At 72.4% G+C, this 20,843-nt stretch carries 18 protein-coding genes and 1 riboswitch; of the genes, 6 read left to right on the top strand and 12 right to left on the bottom strand.

Annotation, left to right across the window (positions count from 1 at the left end; all coding sequences use genetic code 11):
- Positions 1–3: 3 nt before the first annotated feature.
- Genes AB0M36_RS13525 through AB0M36_RS13490 form a run of 8 tightly spaced genes read right to left on the bottom strand, consistent with a single transcriptional unit; the run spans position 4 to position 7,886 of the window.
- Positions 4–1,074 (bottom strand): polyprenyl synthetase family protein, encoded by a 1,071-nt coding sequence (locus AB0M36_RS13525; protein ID WP_364156275.1) that lies wholly within the window; start codon positions 1,072–1,074, stop codon positions 4–6.
- Complete coding sequence (locus AB0M36_RS13520) at positions 1,071–2,453, bottom strand: nucleotide pyrophosphatase/phosphodiesterase family protein (protein ID WP_364156272.1); 1,383 nt, start codon at positions 2,451–2,453, stop codon at positions 1,071–1,073. Before AB0M36_RS13520 ends, AB0M36_RS13525 begins: the two co-directional genes overlap by 4 nt.
- On the bottom strand, positions 2,450–3,601 hold the full coding sequence (gene eboE, locus AB0M36_RS13515) for a metabolite traffic protein EboE (protein ID WP_364156269.1): 1,152 nt from the start codon (positions 3,599–3,601) through the stop codon (positions 2,450–2,452). Before eboE ends, AB0M36_RS13520 begins: the two co-directional genes overlap by 4 nt.
- Entirely contained in the window at positions 3,601–4,449 is an 849-nt protein-coding gene (locus AB0M36_RS13510; protein WP_364156266.1) for a TatD family hydrolase, read from the bottom strand. Before AB0M36_RS13510 ends, eboE begins: the two co-directional genes overlap by 1 nt.
- On the bottom strand, positions 4,449–5,057 hold the full coding sequence (locus AB0M36_RS13505) for an EboA domain-containing protein (RefSeq protein ID WP_364156263.1): 609 nt from the start codon (positions 5,055–5,057) through the stop codon (positions 4,449–4,451). The genes AB0M36_RS13510 and AB0M36_RS13505 overlap by 1 nt, the downstream gene beginning before the upstream one ends.
- Positions 5,054–5,908, bottom strand: a complete 855-nt coding sequence (locus AB0M36_RS13500; protein WP_364156262.1) for a sugar phosphate isomerase/epimerase family protein — start codon at positions 5,906–5,908, stop codon at positions 5,054–5,056. The genes AB0M36_RS13505 and AB0M36_RS13500 overlap by 4 nt, the downstream gene beginning before the upstream one ends.
- Complete coding sequence (locus tag AB0M36_RS13495; RefSeq protein ID WP_364156259.1) at positions 5,905–6,753, bottom strand: SCO3242 family prenyltransferase; 849 nt, start codon at positions 6,751–6,753, stop codon at positions 5,905–5,907. The genes AB0M36_RS13500 and AB0M36_RS13495 overlap by 4 nt, the downstream gene beginning before the upstream one ends.
- Entirely contained in the window at positions 6,750–7,886 is a 1,137-nt protein-coding gene (locus tag AB0M36_RS13490) for an inositol-3-phosphate synthase (protein ID WP_364156257.1), read from the bottom strand. Before AB0M36_RS13490 ends, AB0M36_RS13495 begins: the two co-directional genes overlap by 4 nt.
- 192 nt (positions 7,887–8,078) lie before the next feature.
- Here AB0M36_RS13490 and AB0M36_RS13485 point away from each other — a divergent pair, with 192 nt between their 5' ends.
- Positions 8,079–9,299, top strand: coding sequence for a PP2C family protein-serine/threonine phosphatase (locus tag AB0M36_RS13485; protein ID WP_364156254.1), 1,221 nt, complete (start codon positions 8,079–8,081; stop codon positions 9,297–9,299).
- 17 nt (positions 9,300–9,316) lie between these two features.
- Complete coding sequence (locus tag AB0M36_RS13480) at positions 9,317–9,649, top strand: STAS domain-containing protein (protein ID WP_364156252.1); 333 nt, start codon at positions 9,317–9,319, stop codon at positions 9,647–9,649.
- A 36-nt stretch (positions 9,650–9,685) separates the two neighbouring features.
- On the opposite strand, the gene AB0M36_RS13475 is transcribed toward AB0M36_RS13480, so the two are convergent.
- From AB0M36_RS13475 to AB0M36_RS13460, 4 genes are all read right to left on the bottom strand, one after another.
- Positions 9,686–10,312 (bottom strand): response regulator transcription factor, encoded by a 627-nt coding sequence (locus AB0M36_RS13475; RefSeq protein WP_364156249.1) that lies wholly within the window; start codon positions 10,310–10,312, stop codon positions 9,686–9,688.
- A gap of 81 nt (positions 10,313–10,393) precedes the next feature.
- Positions 10,394–11,116 (bottom strand): hypothetical protein, encoded by a 723-nt coding sequence (locus AB0M36_RS13470; protein ID WP_364156247.1) that lies wholly within the window; start codon positions 11,114–11,116, stop codon positions 10,394–10,396.
- 25 nt (positions 11,117–11,141) lie between these two features.
- Complete coding sequence (metH, locus tag AB0M36_RS13465) at positions 11,142–14,750, bottom strand: methionine synthase (protein WP_364156244.1); 3,609 nt, start codon at positions 14,748–14,750, stop codon at positions 11,142–11,144.
- Between the two features lie 19 nt (positions 14,751–14,769).
- Positions 14,770–14,846: riboswitch (S-adenosyl-L-homocysteine riboswitch) on the bottom strand.
- Positions 14,847–14,902: 56 nt separating this feature from the next.
- The gene (locus AB0M36_RS13460) at positions 14,903–15,745 is read right to left on the bottom strand and encodes an SDR family NAD(P)-dependent oxidoreductase (protein WP_364156241.1); all 843 of its coding nucleotides are present in this window, start codon (positions 15,743–15,745) and stop codon (positions 14,903–14,905) included.
- 206 nt (positions 15,746–15,951) lie between these two features.
- Between AB0M36_RS13460 and AB0M36_RS13455 the strand changes: the two genes are divergently transcribed.
- The 4 genes from AB0M36_RS13455 (at position 15,952) to AB0M36_RS13440 (ending at position 20,810) form a co-directional block, all read left to right on the top strand.
- Positions 15,952–16,974 carry an MHYT domain-containing protein gene (locus tag AB0M36_RS13455; protein WP_364156239.1) on the top strand — a complete coding sequence of 341 codons (1,023 nt, stop codon included), beginning with the start codon at positions 15,952–15,954 and terminating at the stop codon, positions 16,972–16,974.
- A gap of 504 nt (positions 16,975–17,478) precedes the next feature.
- Positions 17,479–18,846, top strand: coding sequence for an ABC transporter substrate-binding protein (locus AB0M36_RS13450; protein WP_364156237.1), 1,368 nt, complete (start codon positions 17,479–17,481; stop codon positions 18,844–18,846).
- Between the two features lie 111 nt (positions 18,847–18,957).
- Entirely contained in the window at positions 18,958–19,899 is a 942-nt protein-coding gene (locus AB0M36_RS13445) for a sugar ABC transporter permease (RefSeq protein WP_364156630.1), read from the top strand.
- A complete protein-coding gene (locus AB0M36_RS13440) occupies positions 19,896–20,810 on the top strand; it encodes a carbohydrate ABC transporter permease (protein ID WP_364156234.1) in 915 nt (304 codons plus the stop codon). Before AB0M36_RS13445 ends, AB0M36_RS13440 begins: the two co-directional genes overlap by 4 nt.
- Positions 20,811–20,843: the final 33 nt, after the last annotated feature.

Here is a 20,843-nt window from a genome sequence, read left to right as displayed (position 1 = left end):
GGATCACCGATGGCGGGCGACGACCGTCGCCGCCAGCGCGGCCAGCGCCGTCCGGGCGTCCGGGGTGAGCGGCGCCCGGTCCAGGGCCGCGGTCGCCGCGGCGGCGCGCCGGTTGATCAGATCCTCGATCCCCTCCCGCGCGCCGGTGGCCTCGATGATCGTCCGCAGCTCCCCGGCGCCGGCGTCGTCGAGGCCGGGAGCGCCGAAGAGCTCGCGGATCCGGGCGTTCTGGGCCCGGTCGGCGCGGTCGCGGGCCATCGCCACCATCGCGGTCGGCTTGCCCTCGCGGAGGTCGTCGAGGACCGGCTTGCCGGTGACGGCCGGGTCGCCGAAGACGCCGAGCACGTCGTCGCGCAGCTGGAAGGCGTCGCCGAGCGGATCGCCGAAGGCCTGGAGCGCCGCCTGCACCCGCGGGCCGGCCCCGGCCAGTCCGGCGCCGATCTGCAACGGCCGGGTGACGGTGTAGCGCGCGGCCTTCATCCGGATCACGGTGAGCGCCCCGGCGACCGAGCCGTCGCCGACGCCCGACACCAGGTCGAGATACTGCCCCGCGATGACCTCCGTGCGCATCACCGTGAAGAGCTTGTAGCCGCGGTGGATCCACTCGATGGGTAGCCCGCAGTCGTGGAACATGTGGTCCGCCCATGCGGCGCAGAGGTCACCGCAGAGCAGGGCGGCGCTGTGTCCGTACCGGACGGCCTCGCCTCGCCAGCTGTGCCGGGTGTGGACGTCGGCGAAGTGGCGGTGCACGGTCGGCTGGCCCCGGCGCAGCGTGCTGCCGTCCATGATGTCGTCGTGGATGAGGGCGAAGGCGTGGAACAGTTCGAGCGCCGCGGCGGCGGCGACGATCGCCTGGCTGTCGGGCTGTCCGGCGCCCCGCCAGCCCCAGTAGCAGAACATGGGGCGCAGGCGTTTGCCGTCGGCGAGCACGAACCGGCGGACGGCGTCGAGCACCCCGCGGGGCGTGCCGTCGGGCCAGTGCGGGCGCTGCCGGTCCAGGTACGCGACGAGCGCCGCCTCGCACCGGCGGGCCAACCCGGCGGCGTCGGTCTCGGCGGCCGTCCGGATCGTCACGGGGTCAGCCCCGCGAGCTGGAGCAGCAGTCCCTTCACCTCGGTGGCGGCGATCGCCGGACGGGCGGCGGTCGCGTCGGAGCAGAGCAGCACCGGCGCGTCGGCCGGGTCGGTGGGCAGGCGCCCGTGCGAACCGCGGACCGCGCGGGCGCCGGCGTCCAGTCCGACGACGCTCATCAGGTAGCGCATGCCCAGCTTCTTGCGGAGCAGGGCGAGCGCGGCGCGGCCCTTGGCGGCGGCCGGGCCGGCCGGGTCGAAGAAGAGCTCGGCCGGGTCGTAGCCGGGCTTGCGGTGGATCTCGACCAGCCGCGCGAAATCCGGCGCGGCGGCGTCGTCGAGCCAGTAGTAGTAGGTGAACCAGGCGTCCGGCTCGGCCACGAGCACCAGCTCGCCCGAGCGTTCGTGGTCGAGCCCGCGCACGGCCTGTGCGGGCCGGTCCAGCACCTCGGCCACGCCGGGCAGGCCGGCGCAGAGCTTCGCCACGGCCGGGACGTCGTCGGCCGCCGCGACGTACACGTGGGCGATCTGGTGGTCGGCCACGGCGAAGGCCCGCGAGGTCCAGGGGTCGAGGTACTCCATGCCGGCCTGGGTGTAGACGTGCAGGAGCCCCTCGGCGCGCAGCAGCCGGTTGATGTCGACGGGCCGGGACACCTCGGTGATGCCGTACTCCGACAGGACGACGGTGGCCGCGCCGCGCTCGGACGCGGCGTCGAGCAGCGGGCCGAGAGTGACGTCCAGCTCGGCGGCGGCCGCGACGGCCCGCGGCGAGTGGGGACCGTAGCGTTGCAGGTCGTAGTCGAGGTGCGGGACGTAGACCAGGGTCAGGTCCGGGTGGTGCGCCGCCATGACGTGCCGGGCGGCGGCGCAGATCCACGCCGAGGAGGCGATCCCGGCGTTCGCACCCCAGTAGCTGAACAGCGGGAACGTGCCGAGCTCGGCGGTCAGCGCGTCGTGCAGCTCCGGCGGGTACGTGTAGCAGTCCGGATCCTTGCGCCCGTCGGCGTGGTAGATCGGCCGCGGCGTCACCGTCCAGTCGGTGGGGGCGCCCATCGCGTACCACCAGCAGATGTTGGCGACGGTGTAGCCGGGGGCGAGCGTCCGGGCTGCGTCCCACACCCTCTCGCCCCGCACCAGGGCGTGGTGCTGGCGCCAGAGGAACACCTCGCCCAGGTCGCGGAAGTACCAGCCGTTGCCGACGACGCCGTGCCCGCTGGGCATCGCGCCGGTGAGGAACGTGGACTGCACCGCACACGTCACGGCCGGCAGCACGGTGGCCAGCGGCGCCTGGAAGCCGGACTCGGCGAGCCGCGAGAGCCGGGGCATGTGCCGCAGCAGCCGGGGCGTCAAGCCGACGACGTCGAGCACCACCACCGGTCTCACGACGGCACCCCCTGGGCTGTCGCGAGCCCGAGCGCCGTCAGCTGGGCGCGGGCGAAGAAGAGCTCCGCGGCGATGCCGGACGCCAGTTCCGCCGGGCCCGCCGGGCGCGACGCCGCCGGCAGCACATGCCACGTGTACGTCTCCACGTCGAAGTGGTCGCAGTCCGCCGTGTCGCCACCGAGCAGTTCCCGCAGGGCGTCCACCAGCACGTCGACGGTGGACCGCAGCGGCGCCACCGGTGCCTCGTGCAGCGGCACGTGGTAGTGCACCCGCCACGGCTGCGCGTCGCCGCCGGGCGTGGCCAGCGCCTCGTCGAGGTCGTCGGTGGCGAGACCGGCCGAGCCCCGGGTCTGATGCAGGAAGCGCGGTTCGACGTACTCGCCGAGCACGGCGGCGTCGCGGCGCGGATCGGCGGTGGCCAGCGCGGCCGACACCTGGGTCTTGACGACGGGCAGCCGCGCCTCGCGTAGCCGCCGCAGAGCGTCCGCCGGGTCCTCCCAGGCGCAGGCGAGGTGGGCGAGGTCGAGGCAGACGCCGAGCACCGACGTGTCGGCCGCGCCGAGTAGGGCGACCGCCTCCGCGGTCGTCTCGATGACGCAGCCGGGCTCGGGTTCGAAGGCCACACGCACCGGACGCGGCAGCTCACGCAGGCCGCGGGCCAGGTCGTCGAGGGCACGCCGGCAGGCGCTCGCCCGGCCCGCGTCCCAGGGATCCCGCCAGGCCAGCGGCAGCGTCGAGATCGACCCGCGCGCGGCGTCGTCGCTCAGCAGGTCGGTCAGGACCCGGGCCAGGTCCAGCGTGTACGCGAGCCGGTGCGGGGTGGTCCAGTCGGGCTGGTAGACGGCGTGCTTGACGACGGGCTCCTGGAACGCCTGGTAGGGGAACCCGTTGAGCGTCACCACCTCCAGCCCCCGCGCGTCGAGGGCCCGGCGCAGGCGCTGCCGGTCCGCCGGATCGCCGGCCAGCCCGGCGGCCACCGGCGCGGCCAGCCACAGCCCGAGCCCGAGCACGTCGGCGCCGAGGCGCTCGCGGATCGGCACCGCGTACGTGTCGAGCTGCTCCAGGATTCCCTCGAGGCTCTCGGCGGCGTGCACATTGGTGCAGTACGACAGGTGCACGGTGGTCCCGTCGGGGTGGTACAGGCGCATCAGCTGCCTCCCCGGGCGATCGAGCTGCCGGCGTACGCCCCCGATCCGTCGGGCACGGTGAGGTCGAGGCGCCCCGACTGGCCGTAGAACTCGGCGGGGTTGCGCCAGAGCACCCGGTCGACCTCGTCGGCGGTGAACCCGGCCGCGAGCATCGCCCGCCCCGTGGCGACGGTCAGCAGCGGATCCGAGTGCCCCCAGTCGGCGGCGGAGTTCACCAGGACCCGCTCGGTGCCGTACTCGCGGAGGATCTCCACCATCCGCGGCGGCGACATCTTGGTCTCGGGGTAGATGGAGAAGCCCAGCCAGCAGCCGGAGTCGCGCACCAGGGCCACGGTGACCTCGTTGAGGTGGTCGACGGCGACCAGGCCGGGCTCGATGCCCGAGGCGGCGACGACGTCCAGCGTCCGGCGGGTGCCGACCGCCTTGTCGCGGTGCGGGGTGTGCACGAGCGCGGGCAGCTCGTAGCGCACCGCGAGCTCCAGCTGGGCGGCGAAGGCCTCGTCCTCGGCCGGCGTCATCGCGTCGTACCCGATCTCGCCGACCGCGACCACGCCGTCCTTGTCGAGGTAGCGCGGCAGCAGGTCGAGCACGCCCTTGCAGCGCGGGTCGTTGGCCTCCTTCGGGTTGAGCGCGAGGGTGGCGTGGTGACGGATGCCGAACTGCGAGGCCCGGTACGGCTCCCACCCCAGCAGCGAGTCGAAGTAGTCGGCGAAGGATCCCGGGTTGGTGCGCGGCTGTCCGAGCCAGAAGGCGGGCTCGACGACCGCCCGTACGCCGCTCTCCGCCATCCTGCGGTAGTCGTCGGTGGTCCGTGAGGTCATGTGGATGTGCGGGTCGAAGACGCGCATCAGTCCTCCTTGCGCAGCAGGTGCCGGTTGAGCAGCGCGACGGCGTCGGCCGGCATCCGGCGGCCTGCGGCGGCGCGCTCGCTTGCCAGGGCGGCGAGCATGGCGGCGAGCGTCTCGTCGGCGCGGTCGTCGAGGCGGTCGACCCCGCTGAGCGGGATGCCCATGAACACGCACTTGACGACGCCCTGGCGCCAGGTGGCGGCGTCCAGATGCGACGCGTACGGCCCGAGCGCGGCCGCCACGAGCCGCGGGTCGTTGGTCCGCAGCGCGTCCTCGACCAGCGGCACCCCGGCGGCGCCGATGTCGAGCAGGGGCAGGGCGTGCAGCACGGCCAGGCGTTCGGGCGGGTCGCCGTACCAGTAGAGCTCGGCGATCCGTCCGGCCGCGCCGTCGGCCTCGCCGAGGGCGAGCAGCAGCAGGATCCGCCCGGCCTGCCCGGCGGTCCAGCCCGGACGATCCGGCAGCGGCTGGCGGCCGAGCTTGCGCGCCGCGCGGGCGAACAGCGGCCCGGCGGTGTCCGGGTCGGCACGCACCCGGGCCTCCGCCTCGTCGAACCAGGCCTTGCCGGGTACGCCGGCCACCACGGCCCGCAACTCGTCGAGGTTCATGGGTGTACCTCCTGCCCCTCCCGCTCGGCGGCCCGCAGGTAGGCGAGCGACTCCCGCGCGACGGTGGGCGCCGCGTGGGAGTGCCGGGGCAGTTCGACGGCGACCAGGCCGCGGTATCCGCCGTCGATCAGGGCCCGCAGCACGGGTGGGAAGTCGATCTCGCCGGTGCCGAACTCCAGGTGCTCGTGCACGCCCCGGCGCATGTCGTCGATCTGCACGTTGACCAGGTGCGGCGCCGCCGCCGCGACGCAGTCCGGCACGGGCTCGGGCTCGAGGCAGCGACAGTGCCCGATGTCGAGGGTGAGCCCGAACCCGGGCGGAGCGCCCAGCTCGTCACGCAGCCGGTGCCACCCGGCGAGGTCCTCGACGAACATGCCCGGCTCGGGCTCGAACCCGATCAGCACGCCGAGTGCCGCCGCGACCTCGGTGATCTCGGCGCACCCGTCGACCAGGCGGCGCCAGGCCGTGACCGGGTCCACCTCGGCGGGGCGCACCCCGGCCCAGAACGACACCGCCTCGGCGCCGAGGTCGGCGGCGACGGCGACGGCTCGTCGCAGGAAGTCGAGCCGCGACTTGCGGTCGTCGTGCAGCAGGGTGGGCGCGTGCTTGCGCCAGGGGTCGAGCAGATAGCGGGCGCCCGTCTCGACGACCACGCCGAGGTGGCGGTCACGGAGCTGGTCGGCGACCTCGGCGACCCGCCGCGCGAGGCCGGGGGCGAACGGGTCGAGATGGTGGTGGTCGAGGGTGAGCGCGACCCCGTGGTAGCCGAGGTCGGCGATGACCCCGATCGCCTCCGGGAGGCGGTGGCCGGCGAAGCCGTTGGTGCCGTAGCCGTACCGGAGGGTGCTCATGTGGGCGACACCCGGCGGGCGAGCAGCCGGCCGATCGGCACGGCGGCGGCGACGGCGAGCCCGGCGAGGGCTCTCCCGGCCCGGGCGGTGAGCGCGCCCTGCAACGCGGGCAGGGCGGTGATGCCGGCCCCGACGGCGGCACGCACCCGGGCGGGGCCGGGGTCGGTGAAGAGCGCGGCCTGCGCCCGGCCGAAGCCGACGGCGTACTGCCCGGCGAGCAGCGCGGCGCCCGGCCCACCGCGGGCGCCGACCACACCGGCGACCGCCGCGGTCGTGGCCAGGGCGGCGGCGGGCGACCTCGGCGAGGGGCAGCCCGCGACCTCGTGCCGGGACAGGACGGTCAGCACGTACGTGTGCACGGCGATCGCGGTGGCCGCTGGCAGGGCCCGGACGGGATTTCCGGCGCTCGCGCCCAGCAGCACGTCGAGAGCCCGGCAGGCCGCCATCCCGGCCGGCCCGGCGGCGGTGTTCTTGAGCCGCAGGTCGTACGCCCACACCGCGCCGGCCAGCGGCACGGCCACGGCGAGCGCTCGGGACCCGCCCGAGCGCGCGGCGACGGCCAGCCCGGCTGCGGTGAGGCCGGCCGCGACGCCCAGCGCGACCGGGGCGGGGACGCGACCCGACGGGATGGGACGCTCCGGCCGCTCCACGGCGTCGAGGTCGCGGTCGGCCCAGTCGTTCGCGGCCATCCCGGCCCAGTAGAGGCAGACCGACGCGGCCGCGAGCCCCGCGCTGCGGGCGCCGAGCGTGCCCGCGGCGGCGGCGCCCGCCACCACGTCGCCGGGCACCGACAGCGCGGCGGGCGCCCGGACGAGCTCGGCGAAGGTGCGCAGCGGCGCCTTCATCGCCCCAGCCCGGCGGCGAACGCGGCGAGCGCGTCCCACTGCGTGGCGAGCGCGCAGGGACCGTCGCCGAGCGGATCCTTGAAGAAGAAGCCCAGGTCGGTCAGGGGACCGTGGCGTCCGGCCCGATGCGCAGCGGCGGTGAGCCGGGCGAGGTCGAGCACGAGCGGAGCGGCGAGTGCGGAGTCGCAGCCGTGCCAGGTGAACTCCATGCGCATGCCGGTGCCGAGGAAGCCGGCGAACGTGACCAGGTCCCAGGCGGTCTTGAAGTCGCCGATCTCCGCGACGTAGTCGATGCGGCTCGTGCCCTCCGGCTGATAGCCGAGCGCGTCGCCGAGGACCCGCTGCTTGCTGGCCACCTTGGCGGCGTTCGCGGCCGGGTCGGCGAGGTTGGCGCCGTCGCCGCCGCCGAGCAGGTTCAGGCCGGACCAGCTCGTGACCCGCAGATGGCGCTGGGCGAACATCGGCGCGAGCACCGACTTGACCAGCGTCTCGCCGGTCTTACCGTCGTTGCCGGCGTAGGGCACGCCGGCCTCGGCGGCGAGCTCGGCGAGCGCGGGCAGGCGGGCGCCGGTCGAGGGGGTGAAGTCCACGAAGGAACACCCGGCCGAGAACGCGGCGTACGCGGCGAGCGAACTCGGCGGCAGCACCGGCTCAGGTCCGGTGAGCGCCTCGCGCAACCCGGCGAGGTGGGCGTGGGCGGGATGCCGGGCCGCGACGGGCTCGGTGGTGGCGACGTTGACGACCACGACCCGGTCCAGGGCGTGACGCCGGCGGAAGTCCCGCAGGTCGGCGGCGATCGCCTCGGCCGTCCGCGCCTGGGTGTCGTGGGCCGGCAGCGGGCGCAGCTCCCGCTCGGCGCGCCCGAGTTCGTCGGCGAGGGCGGCGACGAGGCGGCCGGGCAGCACCCCGGCGCAGGCTAGGGCCTCGGCCTTCTTCGCCACCGGCAGGGTCACCACGTCGTGGCCGCCGAACACCAGGTCCGTCCAGCCGGGCAGGGCGGCGCCGCGCAGCTCGGGCAGCTCGGTGACGCAGCCGGTGGGCGCGACCAGGCGGGCCCGCAGGGCGAGTGCGCCGGTCAGCGCGGTCACGGCGACGGAGCCGCGCGCGCCGATCAGCCAGACTCCGGTACGCATGCGGCATCCCTCCCGGGAAAGGACATAGACGCGCCTCGCGGTAACGCGATGTGTCTTTTGCGTTACGTGAGGCGACGCTAGCCCAGTCCCGGCACCAAAGGAAACCCTCGATATCGAGAAACTTCTCTATTCCATGGGGGAACTTTTCCTTGATCTGTACGAAAGTGCGCCGGCGTTCGTAGGGTGGGTGACATGGCTGTCGAGGCGGACCCATGGCACACGCTCGTCGCCGAGCTCCTGGACCGCTCCCACCTGTGGCGGCCCGAGGACCTCGGCGGCGTGCTGGACCGGGCCGCCGCCCCGCTCGGCCTACGGATGACCGTGTGGGTCGCGGACGCCGAGCAGCGCTCGCTGCGGGCGCTCGCCGTGCCAGGCCGGGCCACGCCCGCCCCGCTGCCCATCGACTCCCATGCCGCCGGAAGCGCCTTCGCGATGGTCGAGTCGGTCGTCGCGGACGGTCGACGGTGGGTGCCGATGGTCAACGGCACCGACCGGATCGGCGTCCTCGAGGTGGAGGCACCGGGTCAGACGGCGCGGGACGAGAGCCTGGCCCGGCCCTGCGAGACCCTCGCCGGCCTGGTCGGGCACCTGATCACCACCTCGCTCCCCCGCGGCGACAGCCTCCACCTGGCCCGCCGCTCGGGGCCCATGACGGCCGGGGCCGAACTGCTCTGGCAGCTGCTGCCCCCACTGACCGTCAGCGTCGCCGACTTCACCGTCGCCGCCGTGCTGGAGCCGGCGTACGACGTCGGCGGCGACGCCTTCGACTACACGGTGGACGGCCGCCGGCCGCAGTTCATCGTCCTCGACGCCGCCGGCCGCGGATTGAGGGCCGGGCTGGCCGCGGCGGTCGCGCTCTCCTGCATCCGCGCGACCCGGCGCTCCGGCGGCGACCTGCCGGCCCAGGCCCGCGCCGCCGACGGCGAACTGCTGCGACAGTTCCCGGACGCCCGGTTCGTCACGGCGGTCCTCGCCGAGCTCGACCTCGACACCGGCGTCCTGCGCTATCTCAACGCCGGCCATCCGCCACCGCTCGTGCTGCGGGCCGGCGCGGTCGTCGAGACGCTGACCGACGGGCGTCGGCTGCCGCTGGGCATCGCGGACCCCCGCGCCAGCTGCGGTGAGGTCACCCTGCGGCCGGGCGACCGCCTGGTGCTCTACACCGACGGCGTCACCGAGGCGCGGGACGCCGCCGGCGAACAGTTCGGCCAGAACCGCCTCGCCGACACCGTGGAGCGGCACGCCGTGGGGCTGCCGGTTCCCGAGACCCTGCGGCGGCTGTCACACACCATCCTCGCCCACCAGAGCGGACCCCCGACCGACGACCTCACCCTCCTGCTGGTGGAATGGTCGGCGGGCGCTGCACGACGGACGGTGCCGCCGACCTCACGAGCGGACGAACGACAAGAATGAATCCCGACATTCTCAGCGTGACCATCCAGGACCCGGGCGACGGGATCAGGGTGCTGTCGGTGGCCGGAGAGATCGACCACGACAGCGTCGACGTGCTGCGCGACGCGGTGGAGCAGGCCCTGGCCGACGGCCGGGACCGCCTGGTGGCCGACCTCTCGGCCGTGCCGTTCTGCGACTCGGGCGGCCTGAGCCTGTTCGTCGAGACCCACCGCCGCACCACGGCCCGGGGCGGCTGGCTGCGGCTGGCGGGCCCGCAGGCACCGGTCCGGTTCACGCTGAACGTGTCGCACCTCGACGCGTACCTGAACGTGCATCCCACGCTCGACGAGGCGCTCGCGCCGCCGTCCTGAGCGCGGGCACCAGCATCCCGAGCGGAATGAAGCGGCTCAGGCCGGAACGGCCAGCCGGAAGCCGACCCCGCGCCGGTTCTCGATCCAGCCCGGGTCACCGAGCTTGCGGCGCAGGCTGGCGACGTGGAAGTCGAGCGTCCTGCCCGGCCCCGCGAACCGCGGTCCCCACACCCGATCGAGAATCTGACGGCGGGCGACCACCGCGCCCGGGACATCCGCCAACAGGGCGAGCAGGTCGTACTCCTTGGGGCTCAGGGAGATGGGGATCTTGTGCACCCGGACCTCGTGCGTACGGACGTCGATGGTCAGCGGGCCGCAGGCGCGGACCGGGGGGCGACCGACGGCTCGCATCCGGTCGACGAGTTCGCGGACGACGACCGGCTTGGGCAGGTAGTCGTCGGCGCCGAGGGCCGTGCCGAGGATCCGTTCCGCGTCGTCGCCGGGCGCTGTCAGCATGATGAGCGGGATGTCGTCGGTGCGCCGGCGGGCCTGGATGCCGTCGATGTCCGGCAGCCCGGCGTCCAGCAGCACCAGGTCGGCGGGCCGGGCGGCGAGCGCCGCGGCGCCGGACGTGACGTGTTCGGCCACGATGCCGTAATCGGCCAGGCCGCCGACCAACGGTTCGGCGATGGACTCGTCGTGCGCGACCAGCAGGACCCTCATGGCCGCTGATACGGATGACACACCCCGCGCGGTTCACCGGGCGGGCCGGGAAGATCCAGACAGGCGGGCGGGACGCGGACGTCAGCGAGCGGCGTCGAGCATGAGGCGCAGCGAGGATCGGCGCAGGCCCCGGGGCATGCGCGGCGCGTGCTTGCGGGCGGGGTCGGCCTCGCATAGCCGGGCGCGCAGCCGTTCGGCCGCCCACGGCCCGCCGGTGCGCAACAGTCCACCCGCGACCTCGCGCCCCTCGACCTGGCGCCGGACGAGCCGGGCATAGGCGGGGCCGAACCAGCACCAGGCCGGCGGCCGCGGGGGCAGACCCAGCCAGTCCCCCATCGGGGCGAGGTACGGCTCCTCGGGCCGCCCGGCGGGTCCGACCAGGGTGGCGCCGTCGAGGATCACGTCGCCGGCGATCGAGGCGGAGACGTACAGGGTGCCCGGGTGGGTCAGCGCGAGCGCGAACCGGCGTACCCGTTCGTCGTCCGGGCCGAGAATCGCGTGCAGGGAGTGGACCACCACCGGGCCACGCAGCCGGGCGTCGACCGCGGCGAGCGAGCCGTGGTAGACCGGCGGCGTGCCGTTGAGGAACAGCAAGGGGTCGGCTTTCGCGTACGCCCGGGTCAGGCCGTCCTCGCCGTCGCGGTCGAGCCGGCCGCGCAGGGGCTCGGTCTCGCCGTACCGGCGCGGGACGGCCTCGGGCAGGTGCTCGCGGGCCGCGCGCAGCCAGCGGGGAACGACGGCGGGCGTGCCGGCGCGGCGCTCGTACCAGCGCACGACCAGCACGTCCACCCGGCGTTCCGTCATCGGCTCACCCTAGGACCCGATCGACTCAGGAGATCTCGTAGGCCAGGTTGGGCCGCAGCCACCGCTCGACCTCGTCGACGCTGAGACCGCGCCGGGCCGCGTAATCCTCGATCTGGTCCTTGCCGAGGCGGCCCACGGTGAAGTACCGGGACCGCGGGTGGGCGAAGATCAGGCCGCTGACGGCCGCCGCGGGGGTCATCGCGTACGACTCGGTGAGGCCGATACCCAGTTCCTGCGCGCCGAGCAGCTCGAAGAGGTCCTTCTTCTCGCTGTGGTCGGGGCTGGCCGGGTAGCCGAGCGCCGGGCGGATGCCGCGGAAGCGTTCGGCGTGCAGGTCCTCGATGGCCGGTTCGGCGTCCGGCTCGAACCAGTCGCGGCGGGCCCGCAGGTGCAGGTGCTCGGCGAAGGCCTCGGCGAGGCGGTCGGCCAGCGCCTTGACCATGATCGCGCGGTAGTCGTCGTGCTCGGCCTCGTAGCGGGATGCCAGTTCCTCGGCGCCGTGGATCGCCACCGCGAAGCCGCCCAGGTGGTCCTGGTGCTCGCCGGCCGGGGCGATGTAGTCGGCGAGGCAGCGGTTGGCGCGGCCCTCCGGCTTGACCGTCTGCTGGCGCAGCATCGGGAAGCGCACGCCGTTGTCCAGGACGATGTCGTCGCCGTCGGCGTGGGCCGGCCAGAACGCGTACGCCCCCCGGGCCTGGAACGCGCCGTCCGCGATGATCTTGTCGAGCATGGCGTTGGCGTCGTCGAAGAGCTCGCGCGCGACCGGCTGATCCAGGATCGCCGGGTACTTGCCCTTGAGCTCCCAGGCCAGGAACAGGAACTGCCAGTCGATCATCTCGCGCAGCGCGGCGATATCCGGCTCGACCGTGCGCACGCCGGTGAACGTCGGCGTCGGCAGGTCGTCGAAGTCGACGGCCTCACGGTTGGCCCGGGCCTGCTCGACGGTGAGCATCGGCTGGCTGTGCCGGTTGGCGTGCTGCTCGCGCAGCCGCTCCTGCTCGGCGCGGTTGGTCTCGTTCAGCGTCCGGGCGCGGCCCGGGTCGAGCAGGTCCGAGACCACGCCGACGACGCGGGAGGCGTCGAGCACGTGCACGGTCACCCCCTCGTACACCGGAGCGATCCGCACCGCCGTGTGCTGCCGCGACGTGGTCGCGCCGCCGATGAGCAGCGGCATGGTCATTCCCCGGCGCTGCATCTCGGCGCCGACCGCGACCATCTCGTCGAGCGACGGAGTGATCAGTCCGGACAGGCCCACCGCGTCGGCGTCCTCGGCGATCGCGATGTCGAGGATCTTCGCGGCGGGCACCATCACGCCGAGGTCGATCACCTCGTAGTTGTTGCAGCCCAGGACCACGCCGACGATGTTCTTGCCGATGTCGTGGACGTCGCCCTTGACCGTGGCGAGCACGACCTTGCCCTGCCCGCGCCCGCCGGCCTTCTCCTTCTCCATGAACGGCTCGAGGTAGGCGACCGAGCGCTTCATCACGCGGGCGCTCTTGACCACCTGCGGCAGGAACATCTTGCCGGCGCCGAACAGGTCGCCGACGATCTTCATGCCGTCCATCAGCGGGCCCTCGATGACGTCGAGGGGGCGGTCGAGCAGCTGCCGGGCCTCCTCGGTGTCCTCCTCGACGAAGTCGACGATGCCGTGGACGAGGGCGTACGACAGGCGTTCGGCGACCGGGGTCTCGCGCCAGGACAGGTCGACGGTGCGCTTGGTGCCGGAGCCGGTGACCGTGGAGGCGAAGGTGACGAGCCGGTCGGTGGCGTCCTCGCGGCGGTCGAAGATCACGTCCTCGACGAGCTCGAGCAGGTCGGCCGGGATGTCGGCGTAGACGGCGAGCTGGCCGGCGTTGACGATGCCCATGTCGAGCCCGGCGCGCACGGCGTGCAGCAGGAACGCCGAGTGCATGGCCTCACGGACGACGTCGTTGCCGCGGAACGCGAAGGACAGGTTGGAGATGCCGCCGCTGGTGCGCGCGCCCGGGCACCGCCGCTTGATCAGCGGCAGGGCGTCGATGAAGGCCTTGGCGTAGCCGTTGTGCTCGGCGATGCCCGTGGCCACGGCCAGCACGTTGGGGTCGAAGATGATGTCCTCGGGCGCGAAGCCCGCCTTGGTCACCAGCAGGTCGTACGCCCGTCCGCAGATGTCGACCTTGCGTTGGGCGGTGTCGGCCTGGCCCTGCTCGTCGAAGGCCATGACGACCACGCCGGCGCCGTAGTCGCGGATCTTGGCGGCCTGGGCGAGGAACGGCTCCTCGCCCTCCTTGAGGCTGATCGAGTTGACCACGCCCTTGCCCTGCACGCACTTGAGGCCGGCCTCGAGCACACTCCACTTCGAGCTGTCGATCATCACCGGAATGCGGGCCACCTCGGGCTCGGTGGCGATCAGGTTGAGGAAGGTGGTCATCGCCCGCTCGCTGTCGAGCAGGTCGGCGTCCATGTTGACGTCGAGCAGGTTGGCGCCGCCGCGCACCTGCTCGAGGGCGACGTCCACGGCGGCCTGGTGGTCGTTCGCCTCGATCAGGCGCCGGAACTTCGCCGAGCCGGTGACGTTGGTGCGCTCGCCGATCATGACGAAGCCGGTGTCCGGGCCGATGGCGAACGGCTCGAGGCCGCTGAACCGGGTGGTGCGCTCCGGCTCCGCGACCGGGCGGGGGCTGCTCGCGCGCACCGCGTCCGCGATCGCGGCGATGTGCGCCGGGGAGGTGCCGCAGCAGCCGCCGACGATGTTGACCATGCCGGCGGCGGCGAACTCGCGGATCAGCGCCGCGGTCTGCGCCGGCGTCTCGTCGTAGCCGCCGAACGCGTTGGGCAGGCCGGCGTTGGGGTGGCAGGCGACGTGCGTGCCGGCGATCCGGGACAGCTCGGCGACGTGCGGGCGCATCTCGGCCGCGCCCAGCGAGCAGTTGACGCCGACGACGAGGGGCTCGGCCCGCTCGATCGAGCGCCAGAACGCCTCGACGGTCTGCCCGGACAGCGTGCGTCCGGACAGGTCGACGATGGTCACCGAGATCCAGAGCGGCAGCTGCGGCGCCACCTCGCGGGCGGCGGCGATCGCGGCCTTGGCGTTGAGCGTGTCGAAGATCGTCTCGACCACCAGCAGGTCCACGCCGCCCTCGGCCAGCGCCGAGATCTGCTCCGCGTAGGTGAACTTGACCTGGTCGAAGCTGACCGTACGGTAGGCCGGGTCCTCGACCCGCGGCGAGAGCGAGAGGGTCACGTTGAGCGGGCCCACCGACCCGGCGACGAACTTGCCGCCGGCCTCGTCGGCAGCCTGCCGGGCAAGCTGGGCGCCGCGGAGGTTCATGTCGCGCACGAGCGCCTCGAGGCCGTAGTCGGCCTGGGCGATGCCGGTCGCCGTGAAGGTGTTGGTCGTGGTGATGTCGGCGCCCGCGGCCAGGTACTGCCGGTGGACGTCGAGGATGACGTCGGGCCGGGTCAGGTTGAGCAGGTCGGGGTCGCCGGTGACGTCCTTGGGGTGGTCCGCGCCGATGAGGTCCCCGCGATAGTCGGCGGGGGTCAGCTTCGCGCCCTGCAGCATGGTGCCCCAGGCGCCGTCGAGCACCAGGACCCGCTCGGCCATCTGCCGACGCAGCGTATTACCGTCCCGGCTCTGCGTTGGGACTGACACAGGGACCACCTCCGCGGATATCTCGGAGGCGCCCTTGGTCGGTGTTCCCAGTCCGAGCGTGGCGGGGTTTCCCCCGTCGCAGCGCCCCTCGGCCTGGCGCACAAGAGTACCCGAACGCGGTCGTATCGACTCACTCAGCGGACGCCGTCCCGTCAGGTGGACGGCGCCCGCTCGGCCGGCCCGCCGGCGGGCCGGTCGGCGTTGCGGGCGGCCACCGCCCCGCTCACGGCGAGCACCACGCGGCGGGGCACCCGGCGGCTCGCCGCGACCATCAGCCGGTTACGGCCGCCGGAGATGACGCTCGGCGGCGGGTTGCGGCGGTCGAGGGTGCGCAGCGCGACGCCGACGACCTCGGCCGGCGTCTGGCGGGGGGTGCCGCCGTCGGCCGCGTCGGTGCCGACGACCTCGAAGAACTCCGTGCTGGTCGCGCCCGGCGAGAGGGCCAGCACGCGCACGCCGGTGCCCCGCGACTCCTGCCAGAGCGACTCGGTGAAGCTGAGCACGAAGGCCTTGGCGGCGGCGTACACGGCCATGGACGGCATCGGCAGATAGGCGGTCAGACTCGCGACGTTGACGAGCACGCCGTTGCCGGCCTCCCGCAGCGGTCCGATGAAGGCCCGGGTGATGCCGACGAGCGCCGTCAGGTCGACGTTGATCATGGTGGTCAGCTGGGCCGGGTCCGCGGTGTGAAACGGCCCGTAATTGCCGAGGCCGGCGTTGTTGATCACGCTGGTCACCGCCAGCCCGCGCTCGGCCGCCGCCGCGGCGAGGGCCGGCCCGGCGTCCGGCAGGCTCAGGTCCGCGGGCAGGACGGCCACCTCGACCCCATGGGCGGCGGTCAGCTCGGCGGCCATGGCCCGCAGCCTGTCCTCGCGGCGTGCGACGAGGACCAGAGCGGAACCGCGCGCGGCCAGCTGTCGGGCGAACTCGGCACCGATTCCGGAGCTGGTTCCGGTGATCAAAGTGGTCTGGCGGCGGTAGTCCACAGGCGTCATTTCTTCACTGTACGACAAATGTGGCACTCAGTGTCAACATCGACGGGCGACGATCCCGAGGCCGAGATCACGGCATTGATCATCCGGAAAGGCGTCGACGCCTCGTCTCAACGGCCGGTTCTGCCCTAATATCCCCTCGCTGACTGCCCGCCTTCCCCCGTCACCGGGCAAGATGCATCGGTACGCAGATTTGGGAGAAGACCGACATGGAGATCCACCACTTCGAGCACGGCTGGGTGACCCCCACCGCCAGCTACCTGCTGTCGGTGCTCGGCTCGCTGCTCGGACTCATGTGCGCGGTGCGCCTGCGCGGGGCCCGGACCGGCGGCGGCCGCGCCTGGTGGCTCACGCTCTCCGCGGTCGCCATCGGCGGCACCGGCATCTGGACCATGCACTTCGTCGCCATGCTGGGCTTCGACGTGGTCGGCACGCCGATCCGCTACGACACCCAGATGACCGCCCTCAGCGCGATCCTGGCGATCGTGGCGGTCGGCGCCGGCCTGCTGATCGTCTTCGGCGGCGAACAGGCCCGCACCCTGCGCATCGTCCTCGGCGGCCTGCTCGCCGGCCTGGGCGTCGCCGCGATGCACTACGTGGGCATGGACGGCGTGCACCTCAACGGCGAGATCCTGTACGACTCGCTGAAGGTCGCCGCCTCGGTGATCATCGCGGTCGTGGCGGCCACCGTGGCGCTCTGGCTGGCCGCCACGGTGCGCAGGTCGATCGCGATCGCCGGCGCCGCCGTGATCATGGGCGCGGCCGTGACCGGCATGCACTTCACCGGCATGTCGGCGATGTCCGTGCGCGCCGGTGCGCCCGACGGCTCCCCGTCCGGCGTGACCGGAACCTCGCTGCTCATCCCGATCGGCCTCGCGGCCGTCTTCGCCATCCTCGGCCTGGTGTCCGCGCTGATGGCCATCCCGACCGACGAGGACCGCGAGGCGGCGGCCTACCTGGCGTCGCAAGCCGCGCGGCGCGAGCCGGCGCGGGCACCCGCACCGCACCCGGTGTTCGGCGGCGCCCCGGCGAGCGCACCGACCCGAGGCCCGGCCCCCGCGCCGCACCCGGTCTTCGGCGGCGCCCCGGCGAGCGCACCGCCCCAGGGCCCGGCGCCCACCCCGGCACCCGCCCCGCCCGGGCAGCACGGCGACGGACGGACCCCGCCGCAGCGCCGCTCGTCACTGAGCGATGCGAGCTGGACCTACCGGGACCGCTCCTCGCGGCAGTAATCCGCCCTTCGGAGGCTCCCACGCAGACCCCGGCGGGGCCAGCGTCAGGGAGTTTGAGCCGCACGCTACCGCCCTCGGCCTACGCGCCGAGGGCGTAGTCGTCCGTGCCCGGCGCACCGAGCCCCCGCGCCGTCGGCGTTAAGCGGGGCATTGACGTCGTTCATCCAGCTGCCAGGGGAATGCGCCGATAGTCACCCTTCCTGCGATCCGATACACCATGAAGGGGCGTGCCGTCGCCAGCCGTTCGGCCGTGAAAATTCTTGCGACGGCGGCAACTCGTATGCATCGATGATGCTGATTGGATAACCACCCCTGGCCAGGACATAAGCGCCTTCGAATTTCTCCATGCCACAAGCCCCCGCCTACTCCGGTGCCGAATCGTTACTTGCTTGATCAATCGGAAACATTGCGAAAGCCGGCTGCCCACTCTTGACTGACTCCCGGGGGAACCGGAAACGGTGACGGGTTTGTCACGCCCCGGCGTGATGTGGCATAGGGAGAGGCATGTTCGGTCAATCCAGGAGTCAGCGCCTACGGGGCGCGCTCGCCGGCACACTGGGCGTCGGCCTGGTGGTCGGTCTGGGTGCCTGTGGCGGCAGCGGCGACTCGGACGACGATTCCACGGCGAAGCAGTCCATCGACTGCTCCGCCTTCAGCTCGTACGGCGACTTGAAGGGCAAGAAGGTCACGGTGTTCGCGAGCATCGTGACGCCGGAGGACAAGGCGTACACGGACTCGTACAAGCCGTTCGAGGACTGCACCGGCGTCGACATCGTGTATCAGGGCGACAAGTCGTTCGAGACGCAGGTGTTGGTGCAGGCCAAGGCCGGTAACCCGCCGGACATCGCGATCGTGCCGCAGCCGGGCCTGCTCAAGCAGCTCGTCGCCACCGGCAAGGCCGTCGAGGCGCCGGCCGAGGTCGCCGCGAACGTCGACAAGTTCTGGGGCAAGGACTGGAAGGGCTACGCGACGGTCGACGGCAAGTTCTACGCCGCGCCGTCCGGGGCCAGCGTCAAGTCCCTGGTGTGGTACTCGCCGTCCGAGTTCAAGGACAAGGGCTACCAGGTGCCCACCACACTCGACCAGCTCAAGGAGCTGTCGGACAAGATCGCCGCGGACGGCGGCCGTAAGCCGTGGTGCGCGGGTATCGCCAGCGGGGAGGCCACGGGCTGGCCGATCACCGACTGGATGGAAGACTTCATGCTGCGGTTGTCCGGGCCGGAGACCTACGACAAGTGGGTCAACCACCAGATCCCGTTCAATGGCCCCGAGTCCACCGCCGCCCTGGACGCGGTCGGCGCGTATTTGAAGAACGACAAGTACGTCAACGGCGGTCTCGGCGAGGTCAAGAGCATCGCCACCACCACGTTCCAGGACGCCGGCCTGCCGATCGTCAACGAGCACACCTGTTCGCTGCACCGGCAGGCGAGCTTCTACGCGGCGAACTTCCCGCCGGAGGTCAAGGTGGCCGAGGACGGCGACGTCTTCGCCTTCTACCTGCCCGGCAAGGACGCCGCCAGCAAGCCGGTACTCGGCGGCGGCGAGTTCAACCTGGCGTTCGCCGACCGGCCCGAGGTCAAGGCCTTCCAGACGTACCTGTCCACCGACACCTGGGCCAACAACAAGGCGAAGGTGTCGAAGGGCTGGGTCAGCGCGAACAAGGGCATCGACCCCAACAACCTGAGCAACCCGATCGACAAGCTCGCCGCGACCATCCTGAAGGACCCCAAGACGGTGTTCCGCTTCGACGGCTCCGACCAGATGCCGGCCGCGATCGGCTCGAACGCCTTCTGGAAGCAGTCGACCAACTGGATCACCGGTCAGGACACCAAGACCACCGTCGACAACATCGAGAACGCGTGGCCCAAGTGAGCTAGAACCACCATCGGGGCCGGTCGCCGCGAGGTGACCGGCCCCGCTGCCCCCGAAGGAGGTACGGGTCGCGTGTTAACCGCCGAGACCAACACCGCGAAGATCGGGCTGATGCTCGCCGCGATCCTGCTCTTCGCCGCGGTCGTGGGCGTCATCCTCTTTGTCGCCACCCTGTTCCGTGGCCGCCGGGCCGACCGCTGGGTCGCCTACGCCTATCTCACCCCCACGCTGCTCATGCTCCTGGTCGGTCTGGTCTATCCGGGGCTGCGCACGATCTACCAGTCGTTCTTCAACGCCGCCGGCAACGCGTTCATCGGCCTGGACAACTACAAGGTCATCTTCACCGACGCCGACCAGCTCACCGTGCTGCGCAACACCGTGTTCTGGGTCGTCGTCACGCCGTTCGTGGCCACCGCGGTCGGCCTGCTCTACGCCATCCTGGTCGACAAGACGAAGTTCGAGTCGGCGGCCAAGGCGCTGGTCTTCCTGCCCATGGCGATCTCGTTCGTGGGCGCGTCGATCATCTGGAAGTTCGTCTACGAGTACCGGCCCGACCAGCCCAACGTGAAGCAGATCGGCCTGCTCAACCAGATTCTGGTGTGGCTCGGCGGCACTCCCCAGCAGTGGCTGGTCGACTCGCCGCTCAACACGTTCCTGCTCATCGTGATCATGATCTGGATCCAGGCCGGCTTCGCGATGACGGTGCTGTCCGCGGCCATCAAGGCCATCCCGGACGACATCATCGAGGCTGCCCGCCTCGACGGGGTGACCCCGTGGGGCATGTTCCGCTTCGTCACCCTGCCGGCGATCCGTCCGGCGGTGATCGTGGTGCTGACCACCATCGGCATCGGCACGTTGAAGGTCTTCGACATCGTGCGTACCGCCACCGGCGGCCAGTTCGACACCAGCGTCGTGGCCAACGAGTTCTACAGCCAAAGCTTCCGCAGTGACAACCAAGGCCTCGGCGCGGCGCTTGCCGTTCTGCTGTTCCTGCTCGTCATCCCGATCGTGGCCTACAACATCCGGCAGCTCCGCCACTCGGAGGCGCTATGACCACCACCACCCCGCCCACGGCGGCCCTGCCGATCGCCGCGGAGCAGCCGTCCGCCGCCGCCCTCGCGAAGCGCAAGCTCACCTCGCCGTGGGCGTCGCTGGCGGCGATCCTCATCGCGGTGCTGTGGACCCTGCCCACCTTCGGCCTGCTCATCTCCTCCTTCCGCCCCGAGCGGGCGATCAAGACGAGCGGGTGGTGGACGTTCTTCACCGACCCGAAGGTCACCCTCGACAACTACCGCGCCGTGCTCGACTCGGAGAGCGGTGCCGGGCTGGGCGCGTACTTCGTCAACTCGTTGGTGATCACCATCCCCTCGGTGCTCATCCCGCTGACGTTGGCGACCATCGCGGCGTACGCCTTCGCGTGGATCCGGTTCCCGGGCCGCAACGTCCTGTTCCTGGTGATCTTCGCGCTCCAGATCGTGCCGCTGCAGGTCACGCTGATCCCGTTGCTCACCCTCTACGTCGACGCGGGCCTGGCCAACACCTTCTGGACGATCTGGCTGTCCCACTCCATCTTCGGCCTGCCGCTGGCCATCTACCTGCTGCACAACTTCATGCGGGAGGTGCCGTCGACCCTGCTGGAGGCGGCCCGGATGGACGGCGCCGGCCACGTGGCGATCTTCTTCCGGGTGCTGTTGCCGCTGCTGCGCCCGGCGCTGGCTGCGTTCGGCATCTTCCAGTTCCTCTGGGTCTGGAACGACCTGCTGGTCGCCCTCACCTTCGCCGGCGGCGGCGACGCGGTCGCCCCGGTAACGGTGGCGCTGGCCAACCTCAGCGGCACCCGGGGGACGGCGTGGCACCTGCTGTCGGCGGGAGCCTTCGTCTCCATCCTGGTGCCGGTGACGATCTTCCTGCTGCTCCAGCGCTACTTCGTCCGCGGCCTGCTCGCGGGCAGCGTCAAGGGCTGAACGCACGACACCGCGGCCGCCCGGTGATCCGGG

It is taken from the genome of Actinoplanes sp. NPDC051346, from assembly GCF_040682215.1.
Taxonomy (GTDB): Bacteria; Actinomycetota; Actinomycetes; order Mycobacteriales; family Micromonosporaceae; genus Actinoplanes.
Note: the sequence above shows the minus strand (reverse complement) of the source record. Positions and strands in the feature narration are given on the sequence as shown.